Here is a 12,371-nt window from a genome sequence, read left to right as displayed (position 1 = left end):
TCACGCCTCCTTCGTGCGGTCGGTGAGCTGCCGGATCACCGCGATGGCGACGATCAGGACGAAGAGGATGGTGGAGGCGGCGGAGGCCGCGCCGATGCGGTTGTCCGTGAACGCGGTGCCGGTGACGAGCTGCAGCGCGACCTGCGTCGCCGTGCCCGGTCCGCCCTGGGTCATCAGGTACACCTGGTCGAAGATCTTCAGGCTCGCGATGATCTGCAGCAGGATCACCAGCGTCGTCGTGCGGGTGAGCAGCGGCAGGGTGATGAAGCGGATCTGCTCCCACTGGCTCGCTCCGTCGACGGCCGCGGCCTCGTACAGCTCGCGCGGGATCTCCTGCAGCCCGGCGAGGTAGAGCACGAAGTTGAAGCCGAGGGTCCACCAGACCGTGGCGAGCGCGACGCCGATCATCGCGGTGCCGGGTCCTGCGAGCACGCCGGGACCGGGGGTCAGCCCGATCAGCTGCTCCCCCAGCGCCCAGAGCCCGGTGCCCGGCGTGAAGATGAACAGCCAGATCAGCGAGATGGTCGCGGACGGCAGCACGAACGGCAGGAAGAACGCGAGGCGGAAGAACCACTGCCCGCGCCGGATCCGGTTCGTGAGCACCGCGAGCACGAAGCCGAGGATCACGAGGGGCGGCGTCGTGTAGATCGTGAACTGCACGGTGTGCCACATCGCGTCCCAGAAGTCGGCGCGGCCGAACATCTCGATGTAGTTGCCGAACCCGGCGAAGGTGCCGAGGCCGGACTTGACCGTCGAGCTGTTGAAGAAGCTCACGACGAGCATCACGATCGCCGGACCGAGCAGGAACAGCAGGTAGAACAGCCCGAAGGGGGCGATGAACCCCCAGCCGGCGCGTGCGCCGCCCCGGTCGATCGGACTGCTCCGGGACGGTCGGGCGGCGACTCCCGCGGGCGGGACGGAGATGGCTTGCGTCATTGCGGTGGCCTTCCGGTGGTCGAGCGGATCAGAGCGGGGACGGGGTCTTCAGGTAGGTCTGCAGCTGATCGCTCGCCGACCTGAGCGCACCGTCCGGCGACGAGGCGCCCTGCTGCACGAGCGCGAACTGCGAGCCGACGATCGTCTCGAAGGTCGAGCCGGAGCCCGAGTACCAGGCCGTCGGGTCGTACGCGGCGTTGTCCGCGGCCTTCGCGTAGTCCGCCTGCGGCTCGAGGTCCTTGTACTTCTGGCTGTCCCGCAGCGGGAGGTAGGCGGGGACGTGGCCGCCCTGAGCCCACGTGTAGCTCTGGTCGAGCATCGACTTGATGAAGCCCATCGCCTGCTTGCGCTGCTCGGGCGTGCGGTCCTTCTTCGGCAGCACGAACGTGTGCGAGTCGGCCTGGCTGGCCGGCTTGTCGAAGAGCTGCGGCACCGGGGCCATGCCGAACTTCAGGCCCTTGATGGACTGCGCGGTCGTGATCTCCCACTCGCCCTGGAGGTAGAAGCCCGCCTTGCCGGTGAACATCGGCGTCTGGCTGCCGGCGTAGTCGAGCGCCTTGTTGAGCCAGCCCTTCTGGCTCCACCTCGCGATCGTGCCGAGCACCTCCTTCGCCGCGTCCTGGTCGACGGTCAGCGTGCGGCCGTCGTCGCCGAGGTAGGGCGGCACGTCGCTGAACTGGCTGTAGAGGGTCTGGAACAGGCGCCACGGCGTCGCGGTCTCGTTGACGTTCGCGGACGTGATCGCGACCCCGCCGGTGACCTTGCTCACCTCGGCGAGCGCGGCCTCGAAGTCCTTCAGGCCGGTGATCGCCTTCAGCTTCCCGCCCTCGAGCAGCCCCGCCTTGTCGATGACGTCCTGGTTGAAGAACATGACGAACGGGTGGGTGTCGAGCGGGATCGCGATGTTCTTCCCGTCGGTCTTCTGCGTCGCCCACGACTTCTGGTCGAGGTCGTCGGACGAGAGGCCGACGGAGGACAGGTCCTCCTCCGTGATCTCGTCCAGCACCCCGCCCTGGGCGAGCAGCTTCGCCCGCGTCAGGTGGGCGACCGCGACGTCCGGCGGCTTGTTCCCGACGGTCGCGAGCGTGAGCTTCGAGTAGTACGGGTTGCCCCAGGCGAAGACGGTCGCCTGGAGCGACGACGGCCCGCCGTGGGTCTTCTGGTAGCCCGCCTCCATCTCCTGCATGCGGCTGCCGTCGCCGCCCCCGAACAGGTTCCAGAAGACCAGCGTCCTGGGGTCCAGCTCGCTGCCCGTGAGCCCGGCGACCGCGGGCGTGGAGCACGCGGCCAGCGCCGGCACCGTCAGCGCCGCGAGCCCGGCACCGAGCAGCCCCCTCCGCGTCAGCACCGCTCGTTCGAATGATGATCCGGCCATGTGGTCGACCTCCTCGTCGTCCTCGCTGGAGTATGCGCCTGTCGGCGGTCCGCGTCAGCCCCTGGAACCCAGCCCGATCGCGGTCCACGACACCGGCGGCAGCGTCACCGTCAGGGTCGAGCCGTCGACCGACGCGGAGTCGTTCGGGGCGGGCGTCACGCGGTCCGGGTCGTCCTTCGTGTTGACCGCGTCCGGGTCCTCGTCGGCGATCGTGTGGGTCTCCGCGATCTCGAGGCCGGCGAGGCCCTCGAGGCCGACCTCGACCGTGATCGGCTCGGTGCGGTTCCGGTTCACGAGGAAGACGGCGACGGCGCCGGTCTCCGGGTCGCGCGTCACGACGCCGTCGACGGCCGGCACGTCGCCGAACTTCGCGGTGGCGATCGTCGGAGCGGACACGACCGCGTCGAGGGCCTCGCCCCGGGCGAGCCGCGAGGTGATCGCGAACGGGTGGAACGTCGTCTGCTTCCAGGCGGGGCCGCCCGGCTCCGTCATGATCGGCGCGATCACGTTCACGAGCTGGGCGAGGCTGGCGGCCTTCACCCGGTCGGCGTGCTTCAGCAGCGAGATCATCAGGCTGCCGAACACCACCGCGTCGGTGACCGTGTAGACGTCCTCGAGGAGTCGCGGCGCCTTCGGCCACTCCTCGAGCGCCGTGATGCGCTCCTCGTCCTCGTAGCGCTTCTGGTACCAGACGTTCCACTCGTCGAACGAGATGTGGATCGTCTTGTCGCTGCGCTTCTCCGCCTTCACGTGGTCGGCGGTGGCCGCGACGACCTCGATGAAGCGGTCCATGTCGACCGCGGAGGCGAGGAAGCTGTCGACGTCGCCGTCGATCGGCTGGTAGTAGGCGTGCGCCGAGATGAAGTCGACGTCGTCGTACGTGTGCTCGAGCACCACGCGCTCCCACGTGCCGAACGTCGGCATGCCGGAGCCGGAGCTGCCGCAGGCGACGAGCTCGAGGTCCGCCTGCATCTGGCGCAGGCCCTTGGCGGTGCGGCTGGCGAGCTTGCCGTAGTCGGTCGCGTCGCGGTGGCCGAGCTGCCAGGGACCGTCCATCTCGTTGCCGAGGCACCACATCTTCACGGCGAAGGGCTCGGGCGACCCGTTCGCGGCGCGCTGGTCGGACAGGGCGGAGCCGGTCGGGAGGTTCGAGTACTCGAGCAGGTCGAGCGCCTCGAGCTCGCCGCGGGTGCCGAGGTTGATGGCGAGCATCGGCTCGACCTCGGCCTTCTTCGCCCAGTGCGCGAACTCGTGCAGCCCGACCTCGTTCGTCTCCGTGGAGTGCCAGGCGAGGTCGCGGCGGACGGGGCGCTGCTCCTTCGGGCCGATCCCGTCCTCCCAGCGGTAGCCGGAGACGAAGTTGCCGCCCGGGTAGCGGATCGTCGTCGTCCCGAGCTCGCGGACCAGGGCGAGCACGTCCTCGCGGAAGCCCTGCTCGTCGGCAGCGGGGTGGCCGGGCTCGTAGATGCCGTCGTAGACGCAGCGGCCGAGGTGCTCGACGAACGAGCCGAAGACCCTGCGGTCGATGGCGCCGACGGGCGCCGAGGTGGAGACGGTGATCCGGGCGGCAGTCACGGGTTCTCAGGTTCCCTCTCGTGGACACGACGGTGTGCGGACCCACCGTTACATCGTTGGAACGGCGCGTCAAGCCTCGGGGTGAGCGCTCATGGGACTCTCGGCGTGTCGTGCGCCGGCGGCGCCCCCGCCGGGCCGTCAGGACCCGGTGCGGGCCCGCGTGCTCTCGCGCGCGACGACCTCGACGGGGATCGCGACGCGGGCCGCCGGGGCGTCGGACCCGTCGATGCGGGCGACGAGGTGCTCCAGCGCCGCGGCCGCGTAGGCGCGCTTGTCGAACCGCACCGTGGTGAGGGGCGGCGAGGCGTACGCGGCCTCGTCGACGTCGTCGAAGCCCGCGACCGACACCTCGTCCGGCACCCGGACGCCGGCCCGCCACAGCGCCGAGAGCGCGCCGAAGGCGATGGAGTCCGTCGCGCAGAACACGGCGTCGGGGCGCTCCCCCGTCGCCAGCAGCGCGGCCATCGCGTCGTGCCCGCCCCGCGCGGTCCACCGGTCGCAGGCCGTCTCGAGCGCCGGGTCCGCCGGGATCCCGGCCTCGGCGAGCGCGCGGCGGTAGCCGTCGCGGCGCAGGCCGCCCGTCACCGTGTCCTTGTCCGGGCCGGGTGCGCCGAGCATGGCGATCCGGCGGTGCCCGAGGGCGAGGAGGTGCCGGGTGATCCGGAGGGCCGCGTCGACGCTGTCGACCCAGACCTGGTCGACGTCGTCCTGCAGCACCTCGCCGAGCATGACGAGCGGCACCGCGCCCGCGCCGCCGGTGAGCACGACGTCGCGCTGCTCCACGGTGATCGGGTTCATCACGACGCCGTCGACGAGGTGCCGACGGGCGAGCGCCATCACCTCCCGGGTCCGGTCGAGGTCGTTCCACGACTGCTCGATCTGCACGGCGAGCCCGCGGGCGTGCGCGAGCTCGACGAAGTCCTGGGCGACCTCCGCGGAGAAGGGCGTGCGGAGGTCGGGCATGACGAGGGCGACGATCCCGGTGCGGCCGGAGCGGAGCCCGCGGGCGGAGAGGTTCGGCACGTAGCCGAGCCGCTCGATGGCGGACTCGACCCGGGACCTCGTGCCGGGCGCGACCACGACCGTGCCGCCGAGCACGTTCGAGACGGTCTTCGGGGAGACGTTCGCGAGCGCCGCCACGTCCTTGACCGTCGGGCGCACGCGCTCAGGCTATGCGGTCGCCGCGCCGCTCGTCCCCAGCTCGGACTCCGCCTCCGCACGGGGACTGCCCGGCTCCTGGATCGGCTCGTCGGGGCCCTCGAACAGCAGCGCCCGCACCTCCGCCTCCGCGGCGCGGGTCCGCGCCGGGTCGATGGTCTCCCCCGCGCGGTAGTGGTCGACGAGCCGCGGGTCGACGTAGCTCGCCTTCGCGACCGTCGGGGTGTTCGAGAGCTCGGCGGCGGCGGCGCGCATCGCGTCGGCGATCGCGCGCTTCTGCAGGCCCTTCTTCTCCTCGGGACCGTGCTCGGCGAGGCTGATCGCCGCCGACACCGTGCCACGCAGGGTGCGGAAGTCCTTCGCGGAGAACTTCCCGTGCAGCCGCTTGCGCACGTACGCGTTCACGTCGGACGGGGTGATCGTGCGCCACTCGCCGTCGCGGCGGTAGGCGAGCAGGCGCTCGTCGTCGCCCCGCCCCTTCAGCTCCGCCAGGAGCGCGGCGAGGTCGGGGTCGCGCATCGTCGACTCCCAGACCTTGTGGCTCTTCGCCGGGAACCGGAGGCGCACCTCGTCGCCCTCGACCTCGACGTGCTCCCCGTGCAGGGTGGTCAGGCCGTAGCTGCCGTTCTCCTCCTCGTACTCGGAGGAGCCGATCCGCAACCCGCCGAGGTCGAGCATGCGGAACGCGGCCGCGAGCACCTGCCGCTTCGGCCGCTCGGGGTCGCGGAGGTGCCGGCGCACCGTGCCGCGGGCGCCGGGCAGCGCCTCCGCGAGCAGCAGCATGCGCTCGTACTTGCGCTTGTCGTTCCGCTCGCGCCAGGTCGGGTGGTAGATGTACTGCTTCCGGTTCGCGGCGTCGTAGCCGACCGCCTGGATGTGCCCGTTCTCGTAGGGCGCGATCCACACCTCGCTCCAGGCGGGCGGGATGCCCAGCGCCTCGAACCGCGCGCGGAGCGCCCGGTCCTTGACGAGCGAGCCGTCGGGGGCGCGGTAGCTGAACCCGCTGCCCGCGCGCACGCGCTTGTAGCCCTTGCCGAGCGGGTTGCTCTTGCGCAGGCGCGTCTTCGGCGCGGTCGGGGCGTCGGTCACGGTCGGCGAGTGTATGGACGCCGGGCTGTGCATCAGGGATCGCGCAGCGGAACCGCGGCGGACATGGAGAAGGGGAGGGCCGCCGAGCCCTCCCCTTCTCACCCACCCGGTCCGAGGATCGGACCGGGCACCCGGAGTCGATCCGATTGCCCGTCGGATCGGGGTGCGAACCGGCCCGGGGAGCTCCTCGGACTGTCCGGGATCGATGATGGGCGGCGGGTCTCGGAGGAGCCCCGGCGCACGGCAAGAACCGCCTATGCGGCCGGGTCAGGACTGCAGGTCGCGGGAGGGAGCCGCCTCGTACCCGGCCTCGCGGAGCGCGGCGCGCGCCTCCCGGCGGGCGGAGTAGTCGGTCCGGACGCCGCGGATGTCGCGGTAGTTCTGGTGCCCGGGGCCGGCCCAGAGGATCGCGTCGCCCGGCTCCGCGAGCGAGACCGCGAGCCGGATCGCCTTCTCGGGCTGCCCCTCCTCGTGGAGCGGATGGTCCGGCGCCGCCTCGCGAGCCGCCGCGACGAGCACGGCGCGGATGGACGCGGGGTCCTCGAAGCGCGGGTGGTGGTCCGTGACCACGAGCACGTCGCTGCCGGCCACCGCCGCACGGGCCATGTCCGGGCGCTTCGTGGTGTCCCGGTCGCCGTCGGCGCCGAACAGCATGATCACCTTGCCCGGCGTGACCGCGCGGACCGCCGCGAGGGTCTCCTGGAAGGCGTGCGGCGAGTGGCCGAAGTCGACGTAGACGGCGGGCGCGCCGGGACCGGAGACCAGCTCGGTGCGGCCGGGGAGCGTCGCGTCCATGCCCCGCGGTCCCTCGAGCACCGTCTTCAGCCGGTCGAACGCGTAGCCCGCCTCGAGCAGCATCACGATCGCCAGGCCGGCGTTCGCCGCCATGTGGGCGCCGAGCACCGGGATTCGGGTCGCGATGCGCCGGTCCCCCGTGCCCTCGAGCACGAAGGCGGTGTGCGCCTGGGTCTCCTCGGTGACCGTGACGGTCCACTCGGCGGCCTCGCCGCCCGCGAGCGCGATGGTCGTGGTCGGGACGCCGGCGTCGGCGACGACGCGGGCGCCCCAGGCGGTGTCGAGGGAGACGACCGCCCGGCGCGACCGGTCCGGCTGGAAGAGCACCGCCTTCGCGGCGTAGTACTCCTCCATGTCGGCGTAGTCGTCGAGGTGGTCGTGGCTGAGGTTCGTGAAGCCGGCGACGTCGAAGACGATGCCGTCGAGGCGGTGGCGCGAGAGGCCCTGGGCGCTGACCTCGATCGCGGCGGCCTCGACGCCCGCTTCGACCATGCGGGCGATGAGCGCGTGCAGCTCCGTCGCCTCCGGGGTGGTGAGCCCGGCGACGCGGCGCTCGGGACCGACCCGACGCTCCGCCGTGGAGCTGAGCCCGTTCGGGACCTCGAGCAGGTCGAGCAGCCCCGCGAGCAGGTGGCTCGTGGAGGTCTTGCCGTTCGTGCCCGTGACGCCGAGGAGCAGCGGGTGGTGCTCGCGCGTGCGGTAGACCGCGGCGGCGAGCTCGCCGAGCAGCGGGCGCGGCTCCGGCGTCGTCAGCACCGGGACGCCGAGCGCGAGGTCCGCGTGCCCGGGGTCGGTGAGCACGGCGACGGCGCCGCGCGCGACCGCGTCGGCGGCGTGGTCCGCGCCGTGGCTGCGGACCCCCTGGAGGGCGATGAAGAGGTGCCCGGGCCGCACGGCGGCGGTGCCCAGGCTGATGCCGGTGACCGCGACGTCGCGGGGGTCGCCCGCGAGGTCGAAGCGGCCGGCGAGGTCGGCGAGGGCGACCGGTTCGGTCGACTCGGGCACGAACGGGGACGGGACCGGGGCAGGCATGACCGGACCACTGTAGGTGCGCGGACGCTCCCGGCGCCCCGCCCTGCCGGGGCTACGGTCGCTCCGTGGACGTCGGGGTGGACCGCAGCGACGTGATGGCGTCCCTCGGGCAGGTCGCGGTGTGGTCCCTCGACCTCGCCGCCTGGGGCGAGTGCGCGCAGGCGGAGACGGAGGCGCTCGCGCTCGAGGCCCTGCGGCGGCGCACCGGCGCGGACGGGGTCGTCGTCACCGAGACGCTGCGCGGCGAGGACCAGCTGTTCGCGGCGGATCGCGCACCGGCCACCGACGCGCACGTCACCAGGACGCTCGCGGTGCTGCGCGAGGAGCGGACGAGGACGATCGAGCAGCTGCGGACCGCCGGCCCCGAGCGGTGGGACCGGGAGGACCCGGACGTCGACCAGCCCGGGTGGATGCCGTGGCGGACGCCCGCGGCGATCGCCCGGCACGTCGTCGACACGGAGTCGCGTGGCTACGCGCGCCGGCTGGGGCTGCCCGAGCTGGAGCCCGTCGACGACCTGCTCGAGGAGCTCTCGCGGTCCGCGGCCCACGTGCGCGGCCTGCTCGCGTCGATGCCGCGCACCGGCGTGCACCGCTACCGCGACGAGCTCTGGACCCCGATGAGGCTGCTCCGCCGGCTCGCGTGGCACGAGCGGGTGGAGGGCGTGTTCCTCCGTCGGCGGGTCCGGGCGCTCGTCTGACGGAGCGCCCGGGTACGACGAAGGGGCCGGGCCCGAAGGCCCGACCCCTTGTCGATCGGTGAGGCTCAGCTCACTTGATGATCTTCGTCACCGTGCCGGCGCCGACGGTGCGGCCGCCCTCGCGGATCGCGAAGCGCAGGCCCTCCTCCATGGCGACGGGCTGGATCAGCTCGACGTTCATCTCGGTGGTGTCACCGGGCATGACCATCTCGGTGCCCTCGGGCAGCGAGATGACGCCGGTGACGTCCGTGGTGCGGAAGTAGAACTGCGGACGGTAGTTCGCGTAGAACGGGTTGTGACGGCCACCCTCGTCCTTGGACAGGATGTACGCGTTGGCCTCGAACTGCGTGTGCGGCGTGACCGAACCCGGCTTCACGACGACCTGGCCGCGCTCGACCTCCTCGCGCTTGGTGCCGCGGAGGAGCAGGCCGACGTTCTCGCCCGCGCGCGCCTCGTCGAGGAGCTTGCGGAACATCTCGACGCCGGTGACCGTGGTCTTGATGCTCGTCGGCTTGATGCCGACGATCTCGACCTCGGAGTTGACCTTGAGGACACCGCGCTCGACGCGCCCGGTGATGACGGTGCCACGACCGGTGATCGTGAAGACGTCCTCGATCGGCATCAGGAACGGACGGTCGACGTCGCGCTCGGGCTCCGGCACGAACTCGTCGACCTTGTCCATGAGGTCGGCGACCGTGTCGCCCCACTTGGCGTCGCCCTCGAGGGCCTGCAGCGCCGAGACGCGGACGATCGGGGCGTTGTCGCCGTCGAACTCCTGGCTCGAGAGCAGCTCGCGGACCTCGAGCTCGACGAGCTCCAGGATCTCCTCGTCGTCGACGACGTCGGCCTTGTTCAGCGCGACGACGATGTAGGGCACGCCGACCTGGCGGGCGAGCAGCACGTGCTCGCGCGTCTGCGGCATCGGGCCGTCGGTGGCGGAGACCACGAGGATCGCGCCGTCCATCTGCGCCGCGCCCGTGATCATGTTCTTGATGTAGTCCGCGTGGCCCGGGGCGTCCACGTGCGCGTAGTGGCGCTTCTCGGTCTGGTACTCGACGTGCGAGATGTTGATGGTGATGCCGCGCTGGCGCTCCTCGGGAGCGTTGTCGATCTGGTCGAACGCGCTCGCGGTGTTCAGCGTCGGGTACTTGTCGTGCAGCACCTTCGTGATGGCGGCGGTGAGCGTCGTCTTGCCGTGGTCGACGTGCCCGATCGTTCCGATGTTCACGTGCGGCTTGGTGCGCTCGAACTTGGCCTTGGCCACTGATGTCCTCCTCGGGACTGTTGGTCGAGGTGTCCTACCTCGGTCGTAGAGGCGCGGGTTTGCGCAGGAAACGACCGGTCGAGGATACCCGACTGGATTTCGGTTTGTTACACGCTCGTTGCGAACGACCAGGTCCGTGGACCGCTCGCGGAGAGGGCGCGGGAGCGCCCCGCCGGCTCATGCCGGCGAGCCCGTCGCACGGCGAAGCCGTGCCGCGGAGGCGCGCCGGCGCCGGAGCAGGGCGTCGGACGGGGCCGGCGAAGCCGGTCGCGCCCGACGCCCTCCCCGACTAGTCGGCCTTGTTCTTCTGGACGATCTCGTCGGCGACGTTCTTCGGGACCTCGGCGTAGCTGTCGAACTGCATCGAGTAGACGGCGCGGCCGGAGGTCTTGCTGCGGAGGTCGCCGACGTAGCCGAACATCTCGGACAGCGGCACCTTGGCGGTGACCACCTTGACGCCGGACGCGTCCTCCATCGCCTGGATCTGCCCGCGGCGGGAGTTCAGGTCGCCGATGACGTCGCCCATGTACTCCTCGGGGGTGCGGACCTCGACGGCCATGACGGGCTCGAGGAGGGCCGGGGACGCCTTGCGCGCGGCCTCCTTGAACGCCATCGAGCCGGCGATCTTGAACGCCATCTCGGAGGAGTCGACCTCGTGGTAGCCGCCGTCGAGCAGCGTCGCCTTGACGCCGACCGTCGGGTAGCCCGCGAGGACGCCGACCTGCATCGCGTCCTGGATGCCCGCGTCGACCGAGGGGATGTACTCGCGCGGGACGCGGCCACCGGTGACCTTGTTCTCGAACTCGTACGTCGTCTCGGCCGTGACCTCGAGCGGCTCGAGCGCGATCTGCACCTTCGCGAACTGGCCGGAACCACCGGTCTGCTTCTTGTGGGTGTAGTCGTAGCGCTCGATCGTCTTGCGGATCGTCTCGCGGTAGGCCACCTGGGGCTTGCCGACGTTCGCCTCGACGTTGAACTCGCGCTTCATGCGGTCGACCAGGATGTCGAGGTGGAGCTCGCCCATCCCCTTGATGATGGTCTGGCCGGTCTCGCGGTTCTGCTCGGTGCGGAAGGTCGGGTCCTCCTCGGCGAGCTTCTGGATCGCCGTGCCGAGCTTGTCCTGGTCGGCCTTGGTCTTGGGCTCGATCGCGACCTCGATGACGGGCTCCGGGAAGGTCATCGACTCGAGGACGACCTGCTCGTTCACGTCGGACAGGGTGTCGCCGGTCGTCGTGTCCTTGAGGCCGATCACCGCGTAGATGTGACCCGCGGAGACGCCGTCGACCGGGTTCTCCTTGTTGGAGTGCATCTGGAAGATCTTCCCGATGCGCTCCTTCTTGCCCTTGGTCGAGTTGATGACCTGGCTGCCGCCCTCGATGTGGCCGGAGTAGACCCGGACGTAGGTGAGGCGGCCGAAGAACGGGTGCACCGCGACCTTGAACGCGAGGGCCGAGAACGGCTCCGACGCGTCGGCGTGGCGGAGGATGACCTTCTCCTCGTCGCGCGGGTCGTGCGCCTCGATGGCGGGCACGTCGAGCGGGCTCGGCAGGTAGTCGACGACCGCGTCGAGCATCGGCTGGACGCCGCGGTTCTTGAACGCGGAGCCGCAGAGCACCGGGTACAGCTCGCTGCTGACCGTCATCTTGCGGATGGCGCCCTTGATCTCGGCGACAGTGAGCTCCTCGCCGCCGAAGAACTTCTCGAGCAGCGCGTCGTCGGACTCGGCGACCGTCTCGATGAGCTTCTCGCGGTACTCCTGCGCGCGCTCGAGCAGGTCCGCGGGGATCTCCTCGATGGCGTACTCCGCGCCCATCTTGACGTCGCCCTTGGCGTCGCCGCGCCACGTGAGGGCGCGCATCTCGACCAGGTCGACGACGCCCTCGAAGGTGCTCTCGGCGCCGATCGGCAGCTGGATCACCAGCGGCTTGGCGCCGAGGCGGCTGACGATGGTGTCGACGGTGAAGTAGAAGTCCGCGCCGAGCTTGTCCATCTTGTTGACGAAGCAGATGCGGGGGACGTTGTACTTGTCCGCCTGGCGCCACACGGTCTCGGACTGGGGCTCGACGCCCTCCTTGCCGTCGAAGACGGCGACCGCGCCGTCGAGGACGCGGAGGCTCCGCTCGACCTCGACCGTGAAGTCCACGTGGCCCGGGGTGTCGATGATGTTGATCTGGTTCTTGTTCCAGAAGCACGTCGTCGCGGCCGACGTGATGGTGATGCCGCGCTCCTGCTCCTGCGCCATCCAGTCCATCGTCGCGGCGCCGTCGTGCACCTCGCCGATCTTGTGGGTGATGCCGGTGTAGAAGAGGATGCGCTCGGTCGTCGTCGTCTTGCCGGCGTCGATGTGCGCCATGATCCCGATGTTGCGGACCTTGGTGAGGTCGGTGAGGACGTCCTGGGCGACTGCCACGGGGGAACCTTTCGAAGAGGTGGTGGGCTCTGCAGCGTT

Annotated in this window: 9 protein-coding genes; 1 reads left to right on the top strand and 8 read right to left on the bottom strand. The window is 71.1% G+C overall.

Annotation, left to right across the window (positions count from 1 at the left end):
• The 6 genes from D1781_RS02505 to D1781_RS02480 form a co-directional block, all read right to left on the bottom strand.
• Positions 1 to 936, bottom strand: a complete 936-nt coding sequence (locus tag D1781_RS02505; protein ID WP_119480689.1) for a carbohydrate ABC transporter permease — start codon at positions 934 to 936, stop codon at positions 1 to 3.
• A 28-nt stretch (positions 937 to 964) separates the two neighbouring features.
• Positions 965 to 2,311, bottom strand: coding sequence for an extracellular solute-binding protein (locus D1781_RS02500; protein ID WP_119480688.1), 1,347 nt, complete (start codon positions 2,309 to 2,311; stop codon positions 965 to 967).
• Between the two features lie 54 nt (positions 2,312 to 2,365).
• The gene (gene arfA, locus D1781_RS02495; RefSeq protein ID WP_119480687.1) at positions 2,366 to 3,886 is read right to left on the bottom strand and encodes an arabinosylfuranosidase ArfA; all 1,521 of its coding nucleotides are present in this window, start codon (positions 3,884 to 3,886) and stop codon (positions 2,366 to 2,368) included.
• 138 nt (positions 3,887 to 4,024) lie between these two features.
• On the bottom strand, positions 4,025 to 5,047 hold the full coding sequence (locus D1781_RS02490; protein WP_119480686.1) for a LacI family DNA-binding transcriptional regulator: 1,023 nt from the start codon (positions 5,045 to 5,047) through the stop codon (positions 4,025 to 4,027).
• A gap of 9 nt (positions 5,048 to 5,056) precedes the next feature.
• Entirely contained in the window at positions 5,057 to 6,133 is a 1,077-nt protein-coding gene (locus D1781_RS02485) for a DNA topoisomerase IB (protein WP_233550935.1), read from the bottom strand.
• 267 nt (positions 6,134 to 6,400) lie between these two features.
• Complete coding sequence (locus tag D1781_RS02480; protein ID WP_119480684.1) at positions 6,401 to 7,960, bottom strand: Mur ligase family protein; 1,560 nt, start codon at positions 7,958 to 7,960, stop codon at positions 6,401 to 6,403.
• A 65-nt stretch (positions 7,961 to 8,025) separates the two neighbouring features.
• Between D1781_RS02480 and D1781_RS02475 the strand changes: the two genes are divergently transcribed.
• Positions 8,026 to 8,658, top strand: coding sequence for a hypothetical protein (locus tag D1781_RS02475; RefSeq protein ID WP_147392016.1), 633 nt, complete (start codon positions 8,026 to 8,028; stop codon positions 8,656 to 8,658).
• A gap of 70 nt (positions 8,659 to 8,728) precedes the next feature.
• On the opposite strand, the gene tuf is transcribed toward D1781_RS02475, so the two are convergent.
• Positions 8,729 to 9,922: an elongation factor Tu gene (gene tuf, locus D1781_RS02470; RefSeq protein WP_119480682.1), complete on the bottom strand. Its 1,194-nt coding sequence runs from the start codon at positions 9,920 to 9,922 to the stop codon at positions 8,729 to 8,731.
• A gap of 289 nt (positions 9,923 to 10,211) precedes the next feature.
• A complete protein-coding gene (gene fusA / locus D1781_RS02465) occupies positions 10,212 to 12,332 on the bottom strand; it encodes an elongation factor G (RefSeq protein ID WP_267899778.1) in 2,121 nt (706 codons plus the stop codon).
• Positions 12,333 to 12,371 lie beyond the last annotated feature (39 nt).

Source organism: Amnibacterium setariae, from assembly GCF_003581425.1.
In the GTDB taxonomy this organism is placed as follows: Bacteria; Actinomycetota; Actinomycetes; order Actinomycetales; family Microbacteriaceae; genus Amnibacterium; species Amnibacterium setariae.
The sequence above is the reverse complement of the archived record's forward strand: the minus strand, read 5'-3'. Positions and strand labels throughout refer to the sequence as shown.

Coding starts and splice junctions, on each gene's coding strand:
- D1781_RS02480 (WP_119480684.1), bottom strand. CDS start 7,960: ATGCCTGCCCCGGTCCCGTCCCCGTTCGTGCCCGAGTCGACCGAACCG.
- D1781_RS02505 (WP_119480689.1), bottom strand. CDS start 936: ATGACGCAAGCCATCTCCGTCCCGCCCGCGGGAGTCGCCGCCCGACCG.
- D1781_RS02500 (WP_119480688.1), bottom strand. CDS start 2,311: ATGGCCGGATCATCATTCGAACGAGCGGTGCTGACGCGGAGGGGGCTG.